Annotated in this window: 19 protein-coding genes and 4 tRNA genes; 7 read left to right on the top strand and 16 right to left on the bottom strand. The window is 72.0% G+C overall.

Features of this window, described 5'->3' with window-relative positions; genetic code table 11:
• Window positions 1-61: 61 nt before the first annotated feature.
• The 4 genes from rplK to ACWF9Z_RS11660 form a co-directional block, all read right to left on the bottom strand.
• Window positions 62-496, bottom strand: coding sequence for a 50S ribosomal protein L11 (gene rplK / locus ACWF9Z_RS11675; RefSeq protein ID WP_053682632.1), 435 nt, complete (start codon window positions 494-496; stop codon window positions 62-64).
• Between the two features lie 170 nt (window positions 497-666).
• Complete coding sequence (gene nusG / locus ACWF9Z_RS11670; RefSeq protein ID WP_453600492.1) at window positions 667-1,620, bottom strand: transcription termination/antitermination protein NusG; 954 nt, start codon at window positions 1,618-1,620, stop codon at window positions 667-669.
• An 84-nt stretch (window positions 1,621-1,704) separates the two neighbouring features.
• Complete coding sequence (gene secE / locus ACWF9Z_RS11665) at window positions 1,705-1,986, bottom strand: preprotein translocase subunit SecE (protein WP_030298162.1); 282 nt, start codon at window positions 1,984-1,986, stop codon at window positions 1,705-1,707.
• 104 nt (window positions 1,987-2,090) lie between these two features.
• Window positions 2,091-2,163 (bottom strand) — tRNA-Trp (locus tag ACWF9Z_RS11660).
• A 202-nt stretch (window positions 2,164-2,365) separates the two neighbouring features.
• On the opposite strand from ACWF9Z_RS11660, the gene ACWF9Z_RS11655 reads away from it, so the two are divergent.
• On the top strand, window positions 2,366-3,592 hold the full coding sequence (locus tag ACWF9Z_RS11655; protein WP_453600488.1) for a pyridoxal phosphate-dependent aminotransferase: 1,227 nt from the start codon (window positions 2,366-2,368) through the stop codon (window positions 3,590-3,592).
• Between the two features lie 227 nt (window positions 3,593-3,819).
• Window positions 3,820-4,839 carry an adenosine deaminase gene (locus ACWF9Z_RS11650; protein ID WP_453600485.1) on the top strand — a complete coding sequence of 340 codons (1,020 nt, stop codon included), beginning with the start codon at window positions 3,820-3,822 and terminating at the stop codon, window positions 4,837-4,839.
• On the opposite strand, the gene ACWF9Z_RS11645 is transcribed toward ACWF9Z_RS11650, so the two are convergent.
• From ACWF9Z_RS11645 to ACWF9Z_RS11605, 9 genes are all read right to left on the bottom strand, one after another.
• Window positions 4,829-5,245, bottom strand: coding sequence for a hypothetical protein (locus ACWF9Z_RS11645; RefSeq protein WP_453600482.1), 417 nt, complete (start codon window positions 5,243-5,245; stop codon window positions 4,829-4,831). The two genes, ACWF9Z_RS11650 and ACWF9Z_RS11645, sit on opposite strands and share 11 nt — an antisense overlap.
• A 17-nt stretch (window positions 5,246-5,262) precedes the next feature.
• Entirely contained in the window at window positions 5,263-6,318 is a 1,056-nt protein-coding gene (locus ACWF9Z_RS11640; RefSeq protein ID WP_453600480.1) for a UDP-N-acetylmuramate dehydrogenase, read from the bottom strand.
• Window positions 6,319-6,499: 181 nt separating this feature from the next.
• The gene (locus ACWF9Z_RS11635) at window positions 6,500-7,942 is read right to left on the bottom strand and encodes a DHA2 family efflux MFS transporter permease subunit (RefSeq protein ID WP_453600477.1); all 1,443 of its coding nucleotides are present in this window, start codon (window positions 7,940-7,942) and stop codon (window positions 6,500-6,502) included.
• A gap of 310 nt (window positions 7,943-8,252) precedes the next feature.
• Window positions 8,253-8,807, bottom strand: a complete 555-nt coding sequence (locus ACWF9Z_RS11630; RefSeq protein ID WP_453600474.1) for a TetR/AcrR family transcriptional regulator — start codon at window positions 8,805-8,807, stop codon at window positions 8,253-8,255.
• Between the two features lie 174 nt (window positions 8,808-8,981).
• Window positions 8,982-9,410, bottom strand: coding sequence for a MaoC family dehydratase (locus ACWF9Z_RS11625; RefSeq protein ID WP_453600471.1), 429 nt, complete (start codon window positions 9,408-9,410; stop codon window positions 8,982-8,984).
• A 1-nt stretch (window position 9,411) separates the two neighbouring features.
• Entirely contained in the window at window positions 9,412-9,945 is a 534-nt protein-coding gene (locus ACWF9Z_RS11620) for an FAS1-like dehydratase domain-containing protein (RefSeq protein WP_453600468.1), read from the bottom strand.
• 93 nt (window positions 9,946-10,038) lie between these two features.
• Entirely contained in the window at window positions 10,039-10,203 is a 165-nt protein-coding gene (rpmG, locus tag ACWF9Z_RS11615) for a 50S ribosomal protein L33 (protein ID WP_003956487.1), read from the bottom strand.
• An 88-nt stretch (window positions 10,204-10,291) separates the two neighbouring features.
• A tRNA-Met gene (locus tag ACWF9Z_RS11610) sits at window positions 10,292-10,364 on the bottom strand.
• Between the two features lie 48 nt (window positions 10,365-10,412).
• Window positions 10,413-10,485 (bottom strand) — tRNA-Thr (locus tag ACWF9Z_RS11605).
• Between the two features lie 491 nt (window positions 10,486-10,976).
• Here ACWF9Z_RS11605 and ACWF9Z_RS11600 point away from each other — a divergent pair.
• Together ACWF9Z_RS11600 and ACWF9Z_RS11595 are read left to right on the top strand one after the other, a co-directional pair.
• On the top strand, window positions 10,977-12,263 hold the full coding sequence (locus ACWF9Z_RS11600) for an amidohydrolase family protein (RefSeq protein WP_453600465.1): 1,287 nt from the start codon (window positions 10,977-10,979) through the stop codon (window positions 12,261-12,263).
• 54 nt (window positions 12,264-12,317) lie between these two features.
• Complete coding sequence (locus ACWF9Z_RS11595) at window positions 12,318-12,974, top strand: SDR family oxidoreductase (RefSeq protein WP_453600462.1); 657 nt, start codon at window positions 12,318-12,320, stop codon at window positions 12,972-12,974.
• A gap of 88 nt (window positions 12,975-13,062) precedes the next feature.
• On the opposite strand, the gene ACWF9Z_RS11590 is transcribed toward ACWF9Z_RS11595, so the two are convergent.
• On the bottom strand, window positions 13,063-13,497 hold the full coding sequence (locus ACWF9Z_RS11590; RefSeq protein ID WP_453600460.1) for a DUF3574 domain-containing protein: 435 nt from the start codon (window positions 13,495-13,497) through the stop codon (window positions 13,063-13,065).
• 207 nt (window positions 13,498-13,704) lie between these two features.
• Window positions 13,705-13,786: transfer RNA gene (locus ACWF9Z_RS11585), tRNA-Tyr, on the bottom strand.
• A 199-nt stretch (window positions 13,787-13,985) separates the two neighbouring features.
• On the opposite strand from ACWF9Z_RS11585, the gene ACWF9Z_RS11580 reads away from it, so the two are divergent.
• Window positions 13,986-14,474: a YajQ family cyclic di-GMP-binding protein gene (locus tag ACWF9Z_RS11580; protein WP_356649509.1), complete on the top strand. Its 489-nt coding sequence runs from the start codon at window positions 13,986-13,988 to the stop codon at window positions 14,472-14,474.
• 235 nt (window positions 14,475-14,709) lie between these two features.
• Here the strand turns inward: ACWF9Z_RS11580 and ACWF9Z_RS11575 are convergent, their stop codons facing one another.
• Window positions 14,710-15,471, bottom strand: a complete 762-nt coding sequence (locus ACWF9Z_RS11575; protein WP_453600457.1) for a DUF6585 family protein — start codon at window positions 15,469-15,471, stop codon at window positions 14,710-14,712.
• Window positions 15,472-15,733: 262 nt separating this feature from the next.
• Between ACWF9Z_RS11575 and ACWF9Z_RS11570 the strand changes: the two genes are divergently transcribed.
• Complete coding sequence (locus tag ACWF9Z_RS11570; protein ID WP_453600454.1) at window positions 15,734-17,161, top strand: SulP family inorganic anion transporter; 1,428 nt, start codon at window positions 15,734-15,736, stop codon at window positions 17,159-17,161.
• A gap of 30 nt (window positions 17,162-17,191) precedes the next feature.
• Window positions 17,192-18,484: an APC family permease gene (locus ACWF9Z_RS11565; protein ID WP_453600733.1), complete on the top strand. Its 1,293-nt coding sequence runs from the start codon at window positions 17,192-17,194 to the stop codon at window positions 18,482-18,484.
• Window positions 18,485-18,512 lie beyond the last annotated feature (28 nt).

Below are 18,512 nucleotides of genomic sequence, written 5' to 3'. Positions count from 1 at the left end.
GTGGAGTCGTGGTGCGGACCAGCGCTTGGTCCTACCACTGTGGTGCTGGGGGGTGGCTGAATCAGCCTTCGACCGTGATGCCCATCGAACGCGCGGTGCCGGCGATGATCTTCTCGGCCGCGTCGATGTCGTTGGCGTTCAGGTCAGGCATCTTGAGCGTGGCGATCTCGCGGACCTGGTCACGGGTGAGCTTCGCGACCTTGGTCTTGTGCGGCTCGCCGGAGCCCTTCTCCACGCCCGCGCTCTTCAGGATGAGACGCGCGGCCGGCGGAGTCTTGGTGATGAAGGTGAAGGAGCGGTCGTCGTAGACCGTGATCTCCACCGGCACGACCATGCCACGCTGCGACTCGGTCGCGGCGTTGTAGGCCTTGCAGAACTCCATGATGTTGACGCCGTGCTGACCGAGCGCGGGGCCGACCGGCGGAGCCGGGTTGGCCGCACCGGCCTTGATCTGGAGCTTGATGAGCCCCGTGATCTTCTTCTTCTTGGGAGGCATTGCTCTCTCCGGGTCCTAGTGAGAGTTTTCGCCGCCAATCCGGTCATCCGGATGGAGGCATACCGCACCACGATAACGGGTATCGGCACGGGGCTAAAAACCGAGCAGGTCAGACCACCCGTAAGCGGGCAATCTGACCTGTCCGGAAGCGTGAGTCAGAAGACTGTGGATCAGTTCTTCTGGATCTGGTCGAAGCTCAGCTCGACCGGGGTCTCGCGGCCGAAGATCTCGACGAGGCCCTTGACCTTCTTCGAGTCCGGGTTGATCTCGTTGATGGTCGCCTGCAGCGTCGCGAACGGGCCGTCGGTGACGGTGACCGAGTCGCCGACCTCGAAGTCCAGGACCTCGATGGTGCGCCGGACGGAGGGCGCGGGCAGGCCGGCCTCTTCCGCCGCGAGCTTGGCGGCCTTCTCCTGAGCCTCGGGAGCGAGCATCTTGACGATCTCGTCCAGGGTCAGCGGGTACGGGTCGTACGCGTTGCCGACGAAGCCGGTGACGCCAGGCGTGTTGCGGACGACGCCCCAGGACTCGTTCGTCAGATCCATGCGGACGAGAACGTAGCCGGGCAGCTTGTTCTGCCGGACGTTCTTGCGCTCGCCGTTCTTGATCTGGACGATCTCTTCCTCGGGCACCTCGGCCTGGTAGATGAAGTCCTCGACGTTGAGCGAGACGGCGCGCTGCTCGAGGTTCGCCTTCACGCGCTTCTCGTAGCCGGCGTACGTGTGGATGACGTACCACTCGCCGGGCAGGAGGCGCAGCTCGTCGCGCAGGGCCTGGATGGGGTCGACGGGCTCGGCCGGCTCGGCGTCGGCCTCCTCGGCCTCCACGTCGGCCTCGGCCTGCGCGGAGTCGTCCTCGTCGTCGGCCTCGTCGGCCTCGTCCTCGTCGGAAGCCTCGTCGGCCTCGTCCTCGTCGGCGGCCTCTTCGACCTCGGCGTCGTCCTCAGCCGCGGCGTCGACCTCGTCCTCGACGTGCAGCGCGGCCTCCTCGGCGGCGACACCCGCCTCGGCGTCGGCGAGCTCGGCCTCGTCGGGGTCCACAGCGTCTGCAGCCTCGACGATGTCGAGCGCGTCCTCGACGGACTCGACGGAGTCGGGGCTCGCGTTCAGGTTCGGGTCAGACACGGTGGCTGCTTCTTCCTGGATACAAAAGGTGGTCGAACATGCGAAAACGGGCGGCACCCATCAAGGCGCCGCCCTCCGCGGGGATCAGCCGAAGACGAACTTGATGGCTTCCTGGAACCCATAGTCAATCACGGTCACCAGACCGATCATGATGACGACGAAGACGATCACCACAGTGGTGTACGTCGTCAGCTGGTTGCGAGTGGGCCAAACAACCTTGCGGAGTTCCGCGACGATCTGGCGGTAGAACAGCGCGAGCCGGCCCAGGGGGCCCTTCTTGCCGCGCTTGCCGCCCTTGCGGGCCTTCTTCTCGCGAGTGTCATCCTCGGCGTCAGGCATGTCGATGGAGCCCAGGGCGTCCGTCACGTCTCTCACCTGAATCCGGGTCGTGGCCGTTGCCGCGCCCGGTTGCGCCGCACGGCGTTGCATCGAAGTACGTACCTGCGCACACATCCGAGAGGAGTGTGGAGCAGGGCCGGAGGGACTCGAACCCCCAACCGCTGGTTTTGGAGACCAGTGCTCTACCAATTGAGCTACGACCCTTTGCGTTCCCCAACCTACCGCATCCAGACGAGTGCACGGAGTGCTCACGCTCTGCAGCGTTCGGCGAGGGCCAACGACGGTTGAGTGTACGTGGTCCGGGCCCTGACGTCGAACAGCACCGTCCCGAGCTCCTCCGAGCCCCTTCCGTCCGGTAACTGAAACGGCGTGCGGCGGTTCTCGACCGTCTGGGACGATTGGCCGCATGACCTCTGAAACGCCTTCCGCCGAACGTCGCGTGTCCGCCCGTATCGGCGCCATCTCCGAGTCCGCCACCCTCGCCGTCGACGCCAAGGCCAAGGCCCTCAAGGCCGCCGGGCGCCCGGTGATCGGTTTCGGAGCGGGCGAGCCCGACTTCCCGACCCCGGACTACATCGTCGACGCCGCCGTCGAGGCCTGCCGCAACCCCAAGTACCACCGCTACACGCCGGCCGGCGGGCTGCCCGAGCTGAAGGCCGCCATCGCCGCGAAGACGCTGCGCGACTCCGGCTACGAGGTCGACGCGTCGCAGGTCCTGGTGACCAACGGCGGCAAGCAGGCGATCTACGAGGCGTTCGCGGCCATCCTGGACCCGGGTGACGAGGTCATCGTCCCGGCTCCTTACTGGACCACCTACCCCGAGTCGATCCGTCTCGCCGGAGGCGTCCCGGTCGAGGTCGTCGCCGACGAGACCACCGGATACCGGGTCTCCGTCGAGCAGCTCGAGGCCGCCCGCACCGAGCGCACGAAGGTCGTCCTCTTCGTCTCCCCGTCCAACCCGACGGGCGCCGTCTACTCCGAGGCCGACGCCGAGGCGATCGGCCGCTGGGCCGTCGAGCACGGCCTGTGGGTCCTGACCGACGAGATCTACGAGCACCTGGTCTACGGCGACGCGAAGTTCGTCTCGCTCCCGGCGATCGTCCCCGAGCTGGCCGACAAGTGCATCATCGTCAACGGCGTCGCCAAGACGTACGCCATGACCGGCTGGCGCGTGGGCTGGATCGTCGGCCCGAAGGACGTGGTCAAGGCCGCGACCAACCTCCAGTCGCACGCCACCTCCAACGTCTCCAACGTGGCCCAGGTCGCGGCACTGGCCGCCGTCTCCGGCAACCTGGAGGCCGTCCACGCGATGCGCACCGCCTTCGACCGCCGCCGCCAGACCATGGTGCGGATGCTGAACGAGATCGACGGCGTCTTCTGCCCGACCCCCGAGGGCGCGTTCTACGTCTACCCCGCGGTCAAGGACGTGCTCGGCAAGGAGATCCGCGGCAAGCGCCCGCAGACCTCCGTCGAGCTCGCGGCCCTGATCCTGGACGAGGCCGAGGTCGCGGTCGTTCCCGGCGAGGCCTTCGGCACCCCCGGCTACCTCCGCCTCTCCTACGCCCTGGGCGACGAGGACCTGGTCGAGGGCGTCTCCCGCATCCAGAAGCTCCTCGCGGAGGCCAAGGCCTAGGCCTCCGGCGGTTCCGCGAGACCCCGAGCGGCGGTTCCCCTGACGGGGGCCGCCGCTCGGGCATGTGCGTCCAGGGACAACCCGGCCCCGCCGGCGTTCGAGACCCGGGTCCGGGCAGCGCCCGCAAGGGCCCCGCACGGCGGACCCGCCCCGCTCATCCGTACGGACGAGCCCCCGATCGGTAAAACCCCCTCCCGCCGAGCGCTGCGGTACGGCAGGATCACCGGATGGAGCACGTACGCGATCTTTCGCTTCTGCCGAAAGCCCACCTCCACCTGCACTTCACCGGTTCGATGCGCCCGTCGACCCTTCTGGAGCTGGCCGACAAGTACGGTGTCCGCCTCCCGGACGCCCTGACCGCCGGCGAGCCCCCGAAGCTCCGCGCCACCGACGAGCGCGGCTGGTTCCGCTTCCAGCGGCTCTACGATGCCGCGCGCTCCTGTCTGCGCGAGCCCGACGACATCCGCCGGCTGGTCCGCGAGGCCGCCGAGGAGGACGTGCGGGACGGCAGCGGCTGGCTGGAGATCCAGGTGGATCCCACTTCCTACGCCCCCCTGCTCGGCGGGATGATCCCGGCCGTCGAGATCATCCTCGACGCCGTCGACGCCGCCTCCCGCGAGACCGGCCTGGGCATGCGCGTCCTGATCGCCGCCAACCGCATGAAGCACCCCCTCGACGCCCGTACGCTCGCCCGGCTCGCCGTCCGCTACGCCGACCGCGGCATCGTCGGCTTCGGCCTCTCCAACGACGAGCGCCGCGGCATGGCCCGCGACTTCGACCGGGCCTTCGCGATCGCCCGCGAAGGCGGCCTCCTCGCCGCCCCCCACGGCGGCGAACTGACCGGCCCGGCCTCCGTCCGCGACTGCCTCGACGATCTGCACGCCTCCCGCATCGGGCACGGCGTACGGGCCGCCGAGGACCCCCGGCTGCTCAAGCGGCTCGCCGACCGGCAGATCACCTGCGAGGTCTGCCCGGCGTCCAACGTGGCCCTGGGGGTCTACGAGCGCCCCGAGGACGTCCCGCTGCGCACCCTGTTCGAGGCCGGGGTCCCGATGGCCCTCGGAGCGGACGACCCGCTGCTGTTCGGCTCCCGGCTCGCGGCACAGTACGAGTTCGCCCGTGAGCACCACGCCTTCACGGACGAGGAGCTCGCCGAGCTGGCCCGCCAGTCGGTGCGCGGTTCGGCCGCGCCCGCCGACGTACAGGAGAAGCTGCTGGCCGGGATCGACCACTGGCTCACTTCGTGAGGCGCAGATCGCCCTCGTAGCAGTCGGCCCGCACCCGCGCGCCGTCCGGGAAGCCGATCTCCAGGTGGGTGCGTCCCCGCGCGGGCAGCGCGTACTCGGCCACCGATTCGACGCTCTCGCCGAGGTGGCGCAGGAAGGGGTGGTCGCCGAGGTCCTCGCCCACCTCGACGCGGCCCCACTCCCCCATGTCGTACGGCGCGTGCGGCGCGGCGGATTCCACGATGAGGCAGGCGTCGGACCCGGTGGTGATCCGGGTGGATTCGCCGGCGCTGTCGAAGAGCCAGACGTCGAGGGGCGCCTCGGAGCGTTCTCCGTCGCTGATGTGCCAGGACGCGACGACTCTCCTGAGCGTGCGTCCCACCAGCCGGGTGGGGTCCGTACCGGCCCCGTGCAGGGGACAGAGCATGGGCGGGCCGGGACTCCTCAGATGCTGACGCCGACCGTTACCGGCTCGTTGACGAGGGTGACGCCGAAGGCGGCGTGGACGCCCGCGACGACCTCGCGGGCCAGGGCGAGGAGGTCTTCGGTGGTGGCCCCGCCGCGGTTGGTGAGGGCGAGGGTGTGCTTGGTGGAGATGCGGGCCGGGCCGTCGCCGTAGCCCTTGGTGAAGCCGGCCTTGTCGATGAGCCAGGCCGCGCTGGTCTTCGTACGGCCCTCGCCGGCCGGGTACGCGGGCGGGGCCGCGTCGGGGCCGAGGCGGTCCTGCGCGCGGGCCAGGAAGGCGGCGTAGGCCTCGTCGCCGAGGATCGGGTTGTGGAAGAAGGAGCCGGCGGACCAGGTGTCGTGGTCGGCCGGGTCCAGGACCATGCCCTTGCCGGCGCGCAGCCGCAGGACGGTCTCGCGCACCTGCGCCGCCGGGACCCGGTCGCCGGCCTCGACGCCGAGGGCGCGGGCCGTCTCGGGGTACTTGACCGGCGCGGACAGCCCGCCCGCGTCCTCCAGGGCGAAGCGGACGCGCAGGACGACGTACCGCTCCGGCTCGTGCTTGAAGAGGCTGTCGCGGTAGGTGAACGCGCACTCGGCGGCCGACAGCGTGACCGTCTCGCCGCGCGTGCGGTCGTAGGCGACGACCTCGGTGATCGTGTCGCAGACCTCCTGGCCGTACGCCCCCACGTTCTGGATCGGGGTGGCGCCCGCGGACCCGGGGATCCCGGCCAGGCATTCGACGCCCGCCAGTCCCGCCTCGACGGTCCGGGCGACGGCCTCGCTCCAGTTCTCGCCGGCGGCCAGCTCCAGGCGCGTCCCGTCGAGCGTGAAGCCGGTGGTCGCGATGCGCAGGGCGGTGCCCGCGAAGCCGCGGTCGCCGATGACCAGGTTGCTGCCGCCGCCGATGACCAGGAGCGGGGTGCCGCTCTCGTCCGCGGCGCGCACGGCGGCGACGACCTCGGCGTCGGTGGTCGCGGTGACCAGCCGGGCGGCGGGGCCGCCGAGCCGGAAGGTGGTCAGCGGGGCGAGGGGGGCGTCGTGGATTTCCTGCACGTGGACAAGAGTACGGTCCGTGTCCCCCCAACCCGGCGGGGCCACGGACCGCGGTCTCACAGCAGTCGTTCCTTGTGGCGTTCCTTCTCGCGTTCCTTCTCGCGTTCCTCTCGCGTCCGCTTCCGCGCGCGTACCCCCCTACGGGGCTTCGCGCGGTGCGGCCGCCGTGGTGCTCCCCGGCTCAGCTCGCCGCGGGCACCTTCTCGACGGCGGGGGCCACGGCCGCGGCCGCCGCCTGGCCCTGCTTCTCCTTCGTGCGGCCGGGCAGCAGCAGCGCCATGGCGGCCGCCACGGCGACGACCGAGGCGCCGATCCACAGGGCGGGGACGGTGCCGTCGGCGAAGGACTGGCCGCTCTCGTAGCCGCCCTGGGCGGAGAAGACGGAGGCCAGGACCGCGACGCCGAGGGCTCCGCCGACCTCGCGCAGCGCGCTGTTGGCTCCGGCCGCCTTGCCCTGGTCGGCGGGGGCGACGGTGGACATGAGGGCGTTGGAGGCCGGGGCGAAGAACATGCCCATGCCGAGCCCGCTGATGATCAGCGGCGGGAGCTGGGCGGCGTAGGAGAGGTCGGTGTTCACGATCGCGGCGAACCAGCCGAGGCCGACGGCCTGGAGCGCCAGCCCGGCGGCGACGACGGGGCGGCTGCCGATGCGGTCGGAGAGGATGCCGGAGACCGGCGCGACGATCATGGGCATGCCGGTCCAGGGGAGCATGCGCAGCCCGGCCTCGGTGGGCGAGTAGCCGAGTACGCCCTGGAGGAACTGGCTCAGCAGGAAGATCGAGCCGAACATCCCGGCGAACATCAGCAGGCTGGCCATGTTGATGCCGAAGAAGCCCCGGTCGCGGAAGAGCCTCATGGGCAGCACCGGGTTGGCGCTGCGGAAGCCGTGGAGGATGAACGCACCGACCAGGAGGGACCCGAGCACGAGGCAGGTCAGCACGGAAGCGCTGGTCCAGCCGTCCGCGTTGGCGTTGACCAGCCCGTAGACGATCCCGAAGAGGCCGAGGCTGATCAGCGCCGTTCCCGGGACGTCCAGCTTGGCCCGGGGGGCGGTGGACTCGGCGAGCCGCAGCCGGGAGAGCGGGATGAGCGCGAGCCCGATCGGGACGTTCAGCCAGAAGATCCACTGCCAGGAGATGTGCTCGGTCAGGCTGCCGCCGATGAGCGGTCCGCTGGCGACGGCGAGGCCGCTGAGGGCTCCGTAGATGCCGAGGGCCATGCCGCGGCGGGCGGCCGGGACGGCGACGGTCAGCAGGGTGAGCGAAAGCGGCATCATGACCGCCGCGCCCACGCCCTGGACGGCCCGGGCGGCGATGAGCTCGTTGATGCCGGGCGAGAGGGCTGCGGCGGCGGAGGCGCCGGTGAAGACGACCATGCCCGCGATGAAGAGGCGCCGCCGCCCGAAACGGTCACCGAGGGCCGCGCCGAACATAAGGAGGACGGCGAAGGTGAGCGTGTACGCGTTCACCGTCCACTCCAGGTCCTCCAGCTTCCCGCCGAGGTCCTCGCGGATGGAGGGGAGCGCGGTGGTGACGACGAGGTTGTCGAGCGCGGCCATGAAGCCGGCGGCCCCGGTGATGACGAGCGCCCATATCGCGGGCGCTCGAAGCTTGGCGTCTTGCATGAATCCCCCAAAACTAGTTATTGCTCACTAACTTCACTGGGCAGAACTCCGCACCACCGCACCGCGCGCACGGGCGGACGGACGGGCGGGCGGATGGCGGGCCGGGCACCAAGGGAGCCGATGGAGCTGGTGAACGGCTGGAACCGAAGGAACCGAAGGAACAGAGGGAACGGAAGGAACGGCTGGAACCGAGGAAACCCAAGGGACCGAGGGAACGGAACCGAAGAAGCCGACGGCCGGCGGGCAGGATCGCCGACTCCTGGAGCGACGGGATCCAACGGGTCTCCGGGATCCGGGGGATCCCGCGGACCTACTGGGGCCGGATCCCGGGGTAGCAGCCGTCCCAGACCCGGTGTCCGGCCGGGAACCCCATGGCGGACAAGGTATTGATCAGCATTCCGTAGGCGAGGAACGTGGTCGTCTCCTTCACGTCCGCCCCGAGCGGCACGTGGACGGTGTCCCACAGCTCCATCCAGGCGGCCCGCACCATCTCCCCGAAGGCCGGCTCCCCGGCGGCTTCGGCGGCGGCGACCGTCACGTACGTCTGGAGCTGCATCTGCAGCTTGTCCGGCTGCTCGGCGATCAGCCGCATGTACGCCGCGCCCATGGCCTCGACCGCGTCGTCGCCCTCGTGACCCTTGACGGCTTCCTCGAAGACGACGCGGATGTCCTCCATGCAGCGCGCGGCGGCGGCGAGGAAGATGGCCTGCTTGTTCGGGAAGAGCCGGAACAGGTAGGGCTGCGAGACCCCGACCCGCTTCGCGATCGCCTCGGTGGACGTCCCGTAGTACCCGCCCCGGGCGAACTCGCTCATCGCCGCCCGGATGACGCTCTCACGCCGCTCGTCCGCACTCATCCTTGCCATGCGTTCTAAGTTAGTGGCCAATCACTAACTACGCAACCCCGGGGATGGCGGTGTGCATTCGACGGCCGGGGGGGGCGGGACCCCGGGACGGCCCACGGCGGGCCCGCACCGCGCGCGGGGCGCGGGGGGTGGCGGCGAGGCGCCCGCCCCTCCCCCACCCCCCGCGCGTCGGGACTACGCGAGCGCGACCACCGCGCGCGACATCCCCAGCACCTTCTGCCCGGCGCTCTTCGCGATCAGGTCGACCCGTACGCGGTTGTCGTCCAGCTTCGCCGCGACCTTCGCCGTGACCTCGATCAGCGCGCCCTGCCCGTCGTCCGGGACGACGACCGGCTTCGTGAACCGCACCCCGTACTCGACGACGGCGCCCGGGTCGCCCACCCAGTCCGTGACCACGCGGACCGCCTCGGCCATGGTGAACATGCCGTGCGCGATCACGTCCGGCAGCCCGACCTCGACGGCGAACTTCTCGTTCCAGTGGATCGGGTTGAAGTCACCCGACGCGCCCGCGTACCGGACGAGCGCCGCCCGGGTCACGGGGAAGGACGCCGCCGGCAGCTCGGTGCCGACCTCGACGTCGTCGTACTGAACCTTCGCGGCCATCTCAGACCTCCTCGGTGACGGAAGCGGGAGCGGAAGCGGCATCCGCGGCGGCATCGGGAGCCTGCGCGGCAGCGGCCGGCTCGGCGGCCGGCTCGGGGGCCCGGGAGACGAGCTTCGTCCAGGCCGTCACCACGTGCTCGCCGCTCTCGTCGTGCACCTCGCCGCGGATGTCGATGACGTCGTTGCCCGCGAGGGACTTCACGGACTCGATGGTCGACGTCACCGTCAGCCGGTCACCGGCCCGCACGGGGCGGGAGTACGCGAACTTCTGGTCGCCGTGCACGACGCGGCTGTAGTCCAGACCCAGCGCGGGGTCCTCGACCACCAGGCCGGCCGCCGCGAACGTGATGGCAAACACAAAGGTCGGCGGGGCGATCACGTCCAGGTGACCGAAAGCCTTGGCCGCGTCGGGATCGGTGTAGACGGGATTCTCGTCCCCCACCGCCACCGCGAATTCGCGGATCTTCTCCCGGCCGACCTCGTACGGATCGGTGGGCGGGTAGCTCCGCCCGACGAAGGACTGGTCGAGCGCCATGACCCACTACCTCCTAGTGAAACGACACGAGGCCGCCCCCAAATGAAGGGGACGACCTCGTGACTGTGCCTGTTATTCGAGACTTCGCTGGGGTCAGCGGGTCTCGCGGTGCGCGGTGTGCGAGTTGCAGCGCGGGCAGTGCTTCTTCATCTCAAGACGGTCCGGGTTGTTACGCCGGTTCTTCTTGGTGATGTAGTTCCGCTCCTTGCACTCCACGCAGGCCAGCGTGATCTTCGGGCGGACGTCGGTGGCAGCCACGTGAGTGCTCCTTGACGGACAATAGGACGGATGAACGCATAAAAGAGTAGCCGATCGGGAGACCGACCCCGCAATCGGCTACTGTGTGTAGCGGCGACCGGACTTGAACCGGTGACACAGCGATTATGAGCCGCTTGCTCTACCGACTGAGCTACGCCGCTTTGATGAGATCCGTTCCCTGCCCGAGGACAGGGAACCTCTCTCACCAGAGCCCCAATGCGGAATCGAACCGCAGACCTTCTCCTTACCATGGAGACGCTCTACCGACTGAGCTATTGGGGCGAGCGAGGAAGACATTACACGGTGGTCCGCCGATCGCCCAAATCCTTTGCGGGGCCTGGCCTCGGAGCTCTGCCGCCGCGTTTCTTGATCGCCTCGGAATGAGCCTCCGGCGCCCCTCGGAGGGCTTTCCGCCCCTAAAAGTGTCCGAGGTCACAGCCCGGTCCACGGGCTCGGGCTCGGGCCGCGGCCGTGACCTCCGGCCGGCCGGGACGCGCACGGCGGTCCGGGCGGAGGCCGGGCACCGGCGCGGGCCCCGGCGCGGGCGCCGTCCGCGCAGCCGTGCGAGCGGCCGTCCCCGTAGCGGTGCGAGCGCCGTCCCCGCAGCCGTGCGAGCGGCCGTGCGCCCGGACGGCGCCCGCACCGGTACGACTATTTCTCTCCTCCTCGAAGCGAGGGCCCCCGCCCCCTAGGCTCTGAGCACGCTGCGTGATCTTGGGCCGCGGGCCGCGGTCACGGGCCCAGGAAACCGCCCGAGCCACCGCAGGAGTGCGATGTCCGACAGCCAGCCGCAGCAGCCGTCCCACTCCCCGCGCAATCGCCCGGCCGACGGCGGGAGCACCCCCGGCGGCTCCGGGGCCGAATCCACCACCCTGCTCCTCACCGGTGCCCGCCTCACCGACGGCCGCACCGTCGACCTCCGCCTCGGCGCCGGCCGGATCCAGGCCGTCGGCACGGCCGGCAGCCTCCCCGCCCCGGCGGGCTCCCGCGTCGACCTCACCGGCTACCTCCTGCTCCCCGCCCCCGCCGAGCCCCACGCCCACGGGGACACCGCCCTGACCGCCGACGGCGAGGGGCCCGTCTCCTACGCACCCGACGAGGTCCAGCGCCGCGCCACCGAGGCCGCCCTGCTCCAGCTGGGCCACGGCGCGACGGCCGTACGGTCCCACGTGCGCATCGGGGACGTGCACGGCCTCGGCCCCCTGGAGGCCGTCCTCCAGGCGCGCCGCTCCCTGCGCGGCCTCACCGACCTCACCGCCGTGGCCGTCCCCCGGCTGCTGACCGGGGTGGCGGGCGCCGACGGGCTCGCCATGCTCCGGGACGCCGTGAAGATGGGTGCCTCCGTCATCGGCGGCTGCCCCGACCTCGACCCCGACCCGACGGGCTTCCTCGAAGCCGTACTGGAGCTCGCCGCCGAGCACGGCTGCCCGGTGGACCTGCACACCGACGGGGACGACCCCGCCCGTCTGTCCCGGCTCGCCGCCATGGCCGGCGGGCTGCGGCCCGGCGTCTCCATCGGCCCCTGCGGCGGCCTGGCCCGGCTCCCGCTGGACGTGGCCGGCCGGGCCGCCGACCAGCTGGCGGCCGCCGGCGTACAGGTCACCTGCCTCCCGCAGGGCGACTGCGCCGCCCTCGAACGGCGTGGTCTGCGCACCGCCCCCGTACGGCTGCTGCGCGCCGCCGGGGTCCGCGTCGCCGCCGGCAGCGGGGCCCTGCGGGACGCCGGCAACCCGGTCGGCCGCGGCGACCCGCTCGAAGCCGCGTACCTCCTGGCCTCCCAGGGCGGACTGCGCGCCGCCGAGGCCTACCACGCGGTCAGCGCCGCCGCCCGCGAGGCGATGGCGCTGCCGGAGGTGCGGGTGGAGGCCGGCTTCCCGGCCGAACTGCTCGCCGTGCGCGGGGACCGGATCGCCGGTGTGCTGTCCCTCGCCTACAGCCGGATCGTGATCCACCGCGGGCGGGTGGTAGCCCGGACGAGTGCCGTACGGGAGTACTGCGACTCCGCCGTCGCCGTGGCGCTGGACCTGCCCCGGCAGGGCCGCACGGAGCCCGGTCCCTGACCGTTCGCCGTGCGTTCGCGGGCGCGCGGGCCCGGCTCGTCGTACGGTCGGGACATGCGCATCGTCATCGCGGGTGGACACGGTCAGATCGCGCTGCGGCTGGAGCGCCTGCTCGCCGCGCGCGGGTACGAGGTCGCGGGGATCATCCGCGACCTGGAACAGGGCGACGACCTCAGGGAGGCGGGCGCCGAACCGGTGCTGTGCGACCTGGAATCGGCCACGGTCGAACACGTGGCGGGCATCCTGCAGGGCGCGGACGCCGCGGTGTTCGCGGCCGGCGCCGGTCCCGGCAGCGGCGTCGGACGCAAGGACTCGGTGGACCGGGGCGCGGCGATGCTCTTCGCGGACGCGGCCGAACGGGTCGGAGTCCGCCGCTTCCTGATGGTCTCTTCGATGGGCGCGGACAGCCGCCGCGAGGGCGACGAGGTCTTCGACGCCTACCTCCGCGCCAAGGGCGCGGCGGACGAGTACCTCCGTACGCGCCTCGGCCTGGAGTGGACCGTCCTGCGCCCCGGCGCGCTGCTCGACGACGCGGGGACGGGCCTGGTCCGGCTGGAGGCGCAAACGGGCCGTGGACCGGTTCCGCGCGACGACGTGGCGGCGGTGCTCGCCGAACTGCTCGAAACCCCCGCGACCGCGGGCCTCACCCTGGAGCTGATCTCCGGCTCGACCCCGGTCGCGGTGGCGGTCAAGGACGTGGCGGGCAACTGACCGGCGCCCCGCCCCACCGGCGCCCCCCGCGGGCCCCTGCGGGGCGGGGCGCCGGTGGCGGTCGCCGCCGGGGCGGGGCGCCGGCCGGTCAGAACTCGGCGGTCAGCTGGTCGTCGGACCGCCCGACGGAGTCCTGCTGGAACCGCTGCTCGTACGCCCGCCGGATCCGCTCGACGCGCACGCCGCGCTCGCCCGCCTCCTTCTCGGGGTAGAGCAGGATCACCTCGTACGAGACCTCGTGGACGATCGCCCCGTTGCTCCCCCGCCACTGGCCGTGTCCGTCCTGGACGGTGAGCCCGTCGGGGAAGGCCGGGGTGATCTCCTGGTCGACGAAGCCCATGAACTCCCGCTCCCCGACCGCCGGCCGTCCGTCCGGACGTTCGGTGCCGAAGTAGAGCCGGGTCTCCTGGTAGGGCTCCCCCACGTCGGTGTGCAGTGCCGCCCCGACCAAGGCGGGGATCCCGGCGCCGAGCAGGGCGATGAGCACCCCGCCTCCGACCTTTCCGCGCGTGTCAAAAGTCAATTTCACCCCCGATGAACGACGCGCCCCCGACATCGGCACGCCCCACCCGCCCGATTGGGTCACGCCGCCGCCGGACGGCCCCCGGCCGGTGCCCTGCTCCGCGCCCCGCCTCGCGGGCCCCCCGGACCGGTGCCGCCGGGTCCCCGACGGCATACGAGAAAACCCCCGTTCATCGCGTTTCCGCAATGAACGGGGGTCTCACTCGCGTGGCGGCGCCAGGGTTCGAACCTGGGTAGGCTGAGCCGGCAGATTTACAGTCTGCTCCCTTTGGCCACTCGGGCACACCGCCATGATCGCTGCCGTCTTTCCGCCTTTCGGCGGCGCTCCGTGGCAACGACGTAAACAATACCCGATGGCCGGGGGTGCTTCGCCACGTGATTGATCTGCGCCGCACGTGGGCGCGGTGGCTAGGCTTTACGGCGCGGGCCGGGGATGTCCGGCCGCGCCCCCCAGGGGCCGTCACAGCCGACTTCAAGGAGCCACAGCACATGGCCGACTCCAGTTTCGACATCGTCTCGAAGGTCGAGCGGCAGGAGGTCGACAACGCCCTCAACCAGGCCGCCAAGGAGCTTTCGCAGCGCTACGACTTCAAGGGCACCGGCGCCACCATCGCCTGGTCGGGCGAGAAGATCCTCATGGAGGCGAACTCCGAGGAGCGCGTCAAGGCCGTTCTCGACGTCTTCGAGACCAAGCTGGTCAAGCGCGGGATCTCCCTCAAGGCGCTCGACGCCGGTGAGCCGCAACTGTCCGGCAAGGAGTACAAGATCTTCGCCACGATCGAGGAAGGCATCTCCCAGGAGAACGCCAAGAAGGTCGCGAAGATCATCCGGGACGAGGGCCCCAAGGCCGTCAAGGCCCAGGTCCAGGGCGAAGAGCTGCGCGTCAGCTCCAAGAGCCGCGACGACCTCCAGGCCATCCAGGCCCTCCTCAAGGGCAAGGACCTGGACTTCGCGATCCAGTTCGTCAACTACCGCTGACCAGCGCCTCCGGCCCCCGTGCGCGGGGGACGACGGGGGCCGGCGGGGGGGGGGGGGGGCCGGGCCGCGGGGGGGGGGGCGGCGGCGGGGGGGGGGGGGGGCGCGGGGGGGGGGGGGGCGCGGGGGGGTGTCGGGGGGCCCGCCGAATGTAGCGCGCTGGGGGCCTCAACCCGGGGGGCCCCCGCCCTCCCCCCCCCCCCCGTCGCGTTCCGGGCCCCGGTCCGTCAGTGGCCCGTCAGTGGCCCGCGGGCCGGTGGCCTTCGCGGAGCCGGTCGACGACGCTGAGGAACAGGAAGAAGTTGGGGATCTTCGCGACCGGGGTGTTCGACCACGCCAGCATCTTGCCCGCCTTCGCCACGAAGACGGTGCCGTTCTTGACCTCGATCTTCTGGATGTCGCCCCAGTGCGCCCCGCCGCGCCTGGGGGTGGCGATGCCGCCCAGCGTCATCGAGATGTCGCCGAAGCCGAGGGTGGCCCCGTTCTCCAGCGCGGTGATCACGCCCGGCAGCTGGGCCCGGGTGATCTCGTGCTGGATGGCCGCGCCCCAGCGTTCCGGGTCGGCGTAGAAGTTGGTCAGCTTGACCGCGGAGCCGTCCTGCCTGAACAGCGTGTACAGGTAGCTGGTCCCGACGTAGACGCCGTTGGCGTACCGCTGGGTGATCTGCTGGAGCACCGTCATCGAGTCCCACCGGAACGCGCTGACCGGACCGGTGCCGTCGGCGACGATCAGCCCTTCCTCGAACAGGTGGATGCGCTTCGCCGCCTGCTTGCGGGAGAGGTTCGGGCTCTGCGCGAGGAGCCAGACGAACATCAGGCCGGGCAGGACGAAGCACGCCAGACCGAGGATCGCGAACAGGAACAGTCCGGCCATCCGCCAGGCGCCCAGGCGCTGGGGCAGGAAGGTCTCGCGGTGACGTCCCAGACCCTGGGCCGTCGCGAGGGCGGTGACCTCGTCGGATATCCGCTCAGGGACCGAGGGGGCGGCGGCTGACGCCATGGTGCCTCTTTCATAACACCCGCGGTGTCCTCCGCGGGCGAGTGCGATGGGAGCAGGCGGAGCCTAACCAGCCAATCAAAACCAGCCACCGCCGGGCCGTCCGCCACGTCCCCGGCCCCGATCGCGCGCGGCGGACGCGGGTGGCACGTACCGGGCGTGAACGGCGTACGCGCCTGCGGCGCTCCCGATGCGGACTGGGGTGACCGGGAGTGCGCCCAGCACGCTGAGGACTGTTCACCCGTCCTGACAGAGGGGTTTGCCCATGCCTGGGACCGGCACGTTCCGCGAGGACCTCGGCGCGTCCGTCGTCGTCGCACTGGTCGCGCTACCGCTCTGCGTCGGGGTGGCCGTCGCCTCCGGGGTACCGGCCGAACTGGGGATCGTCACCGGGGTGGTGGGCGGGCTCGTCACGGGATGGTTCACGGGCAGCTCGCTCCAGGTCAGCGGGCCGGCCGCCGGGCTCACCGTGCTCGTCTACGAGGCCGTACGGACGTACGGGCCGGCCGCGCTCGGCGTACTCGTCCTCGCCGCGGGCCTGGTGCAGCTGGGCATGGGGGCGCTGCGTCTCGGGCGGTGGTTCCGGGCCATCTCCGTGGCCGTCGTGCACGGGATGCTCGCCGGGATCGGACCGGTCCTGATCGCCGGTCAGACCTACGCCCTGGCCGACGCGCGGGCCCCCGCGGGAACCCTGGGGAAGCTGGCCGGGGCGGCGGAGCTCGGCGGGCGGGCCGACTGGACCGCCGTGGCCCTCGGGGCCGGGACCATCGCGGTCCTGGTGGCCTGGCGCCGGATGCCGGACCGGCTGCGGCGGGTGCCGGGGGCGCTCGTCGGGGTGGCGGCCGCGACCGCCGCGGCCGTGCTGCTGCGGCTGCCGGTGGAGCGGGTCAGCGTGACGGGGGTCCTCCGGGCCGTGGCGCCGCCCGGCTGGGAGGAGTTCGGGGTACTGGCCTCCGCGGGGGCCGTCGGGACAGTGATCGCGCTCGCGCTGATCGCCTCCGCCGAGACCCTGTTCAGCGCGGCCGCCGTGGACCGGATGCACGACGGGGACCGGACCGACTACGACCGCGAACTGGTCGCCCAGGGCTTCGGGAACACCCTCTGCGGGCTGCTCGGAGCACTGCCGATGACCGCCGTCATCGTCCGCAGCGCCGCCAACGTCGAGGCCGGCGCCCGCACTCGGGCGGCCCGGATCCTGCACGGCGGCTGGCTCCTGGTGTTCGCCGTGGCGCTGCCGGGCCTGCTGGAGGCCGTCCCGCTCGCCGCGCTGGCCGGGGTGCTGCTGCACGCCGGCTGGAAACTGCTGCCGGCCCGGCAGGTGGCCGCCCTGTGGCGCACGCACCGGGGCGAGGCGGTCGTGCTCGTGGCGACGGCCTCGGCGATCGTGGCCACCAACCTCTTCGAGGGGGTGCTCGTCGGGCTGGGTCTCGCCGTCGCCAAGGCGGCCTGGGAGACCTCCCACGTCCACCTCGAGCAGGTGTGGGACGGCCAGGAGCTGCGCGTGCGGATCGTGGGCAACGCCAGCTTCCTGCGCCTGCCCAAACTCCTCGACGAGCTGGACGCGCTGCCGCGCGGCGGCGCCGTGCACCTCGACCTGAGCGGGCTGCGCCACCTCGACCACGCCTGCCTGACCGCGCTCGACGGCTGGGAACGCGACCGCACGCCACTTCCCGGCAGGGAAGGCGTCATCTGACGCGGTTACCCTCCAGCGGTGAAAGACGAGATGAAGCGCACCCTGGGCGTCGGCGACGCGGTCGTCGTCGGGCTCGGCGCGATGGTCGGTGCCGGGATCTTCTCCGCGCTCGCCCCGGCGGCGCGCGCGGCCGGCGGAGTGCTCCTCGCGGCGCTCGCGCTCGCCGCCGTGGTGGCCTGGTGCAACGCGCACTCCTCGGCGCGGCTGGCCGCCCGGTACCCGGCCTCGGGCGGCACCTACGTGTACGGGCGCGAGCGGCTCGGGCCCTTCTGGGGGCATCTGGCCGGCTGGGGCTTCGTGGTCGGCAAGACCGCCTCCTGCGCGGCGATGGCCCTCACCGTCGGGGCCTACGTGTGGCCCGGCCACCAGCGCGCGGTGGCCGTGGCGGCGGTGGTGGCGCTGACCGCCGCGAGCTACGGCGGGGTGCGCAAGTCCGCCCGGATCTCCCGGGTGATCGTGGCGGCCGTGCTGGCCGTGCTGGCCGCGGTCGTGGTGGCGTGTCTGTCCGGCGGCGCGGCCGACGCCGGCCGGCTCGGCGGCGGGGACTGGGACGGCCTGGGCCTGTTGCGGGGGGCCGGGCTGCTGTTCTTCGCCTTCGCGGGCTACGCCCGGATCACCACGCTGGGCGAGGAGGTGCGCGACCCGGAGCGCACGATCCCGCGCGCGGTGCCCCTGGCCCTGGGGATCGCCCTGCTCGTGTACGCCGCGGTCACGGTGGCGGCGCTCTCGGTGCTCGGCTCCGACGGGCTGGCCCGGTCGGCGGCTCCCCTGGCCGACGCCGTGCGCGCGGCGGGGTGGCCCGGACTGACTCCCGTCGTCCGGGCGGGTGCGGCCCTGGCCGCGCTGGGCTCGCTGCTGGCCCTCGTGCTCGGGGTGTCGCGGACCACCCTGGCGATGGCACGGGACGGCCATCTCCCGCGCGCGCTGGCCGCCGTACATCCCCGGCACCAGGTGCCGCGCCATGCCGAGCTGGCGGTGGGGACGGTCGTGGCGGTGCTCGCCGCGACCACCGATCTGCGGGGTGCGATCGGTTTCTCTTCCTTCGGCGTGCTGGTGTACTACGCGATCGCGAACGCCTCCGCGTGGACACTCGATTCAGGTGTCAAGGACCGGGCCGTGGCAGCGGCGGGGCTGTCCGGCTGTGTGGTGCTGGCCTGCGCGCTGCCCCCCGCTTCGGCGCTCACGGGGGCGGTCGTGCTGGCACTGGGCGCGGCGGCCTTCGGCGCGCGCCGAAGGCTCACGCGCGGGGTAGCGGGACCGTCCGGGGGGGGGCGGCCCCCCCGCGCCCCCCGGCTTTTTATGCCCGGGGGCTTTACAAAATGACGGGCCCGCGGGAAAGTGTGGGGTTTTA

The organism is Streptomyces sp. NPDC054961 (assembly GCF_053609145.1).
Note: the sequence above shows the minus strand (reverse complement) of the source record. Positions and strands in the feature narration are given on the sequence as shown.